Annotated in this window: 1 rRNA gene; it reads left to right on the top strand. The window is 51.9% G+C overall.

The features are described from left to right. A 23S ribosomal RNA gene (locus NXH67_RS00230) occupies positions 1–1,196 on the top strand; the annotation flags it as partial.

Here is a 1,196-nt window from a genome sequence, read left to right as displayed (position 1 = left end):
TGTAGGGCGCAGGGCGGATGCCTTGGCACCAAGAGCCGATGAAAGACGTGATAAGCTGCGAAAAGCTGCGGGGAGTTGCAAATAAACATTGATCCGCAGATCTCTGAATGGGGCAACCCAACTAGGTAGACCCTAGTTACCGTTAACTGAATCCATAGGTTAACGGAGGGAACCCGGTGAACTGAAACATCTAAGTAGCCGGAGGAAGAGAAAACAAAAGTGATTCCGTAAGTAGCGGCGAGCGAACGCGGAAGAGCCCAAACCAGGGAGCTTGCTTCCTGGGGTTCGGACTGTATAATCGATGGAGTCTGCTAGCAGAACGGCATGGAAAGGCCGGCCATAGCGTGTGAAAGCCACGTATGCGAAAGCGGACAAAGCGAGACAGTATCCAGAGTAGGACGAGACACGTGAAACCTTGTCTGAACATGCGGGGACCACCCCGTAAGGCTAAATACTACTTGGTGACCGATAGCGAAACAGTACCGTGAGGGAAAGGTGAAAAGAACCCCGGGAGGGGAGTGAAAGAGAACCTGAAACCCTGTGCCTGCAAGCTGCGAAAGCACTATCTAAATGAAGTGTGATCGCGTACTTTTTGTAGAACGGTCCGGCGAGTTATGTGGAGGGGCGAGGTTAAGTACTTAAGGTAAATAGCCGAAGGGAGACCAAGTCTGAACAGGGCGTCAAGTCGCTTCACATAGACCCGAAACCGGGTGATCTATCCATGGACAGGATGAAGCGGCCGTAAAAGGCTGTGGAGGTCCGAACACACATCCGTTGAAAAGGGTGGTGATGAGCTGTGGATAGGGGAGAAATTCCAATCGAACTCGGAGATAGCTGGTTCTCCCCGAAATAGCTTTAGGGCTAGCCCTGCAGCATGCCTGATGGAGGTAGAGCACTGAATATCCGCGGGGGCTTCACCGCTTACCAAAGATTATCAAACTCCGAATGCCATACAGGCTGAGCGCAGGAGTCAGACTACACGAGATAAGTTGGGTAGTCAAAAGGGAAAGAGCCCAGATCCACGGCTAAGGTCCCAAAGTGCGTGTTAAGTGGAAAAGGATGTGGGATTTCATAGACAGCTAGGATGTTGGCTCAGAAGCAGCCACACATTCAAAGAGTGCGTAATAGCTCACTAGCCGAGAGGTCCTGCGCCGAAAATTACCGGGGCTGAAACACGACACCGAAGCCTGGGGATC

It is taken from the genome of Butyrivibrio sp. DSM 10294 (genome assembly GCF_028539135.1).
In the GTDB taxonomy this organism is placed as follows: Bacteria; Bacillota; Clostridia; order Lachnospirales; family Lachnospiraceae; genus Butyrivibrio.
This window is presented reverse-complemented; position numbering and strand designations above follow the sequence as displayed.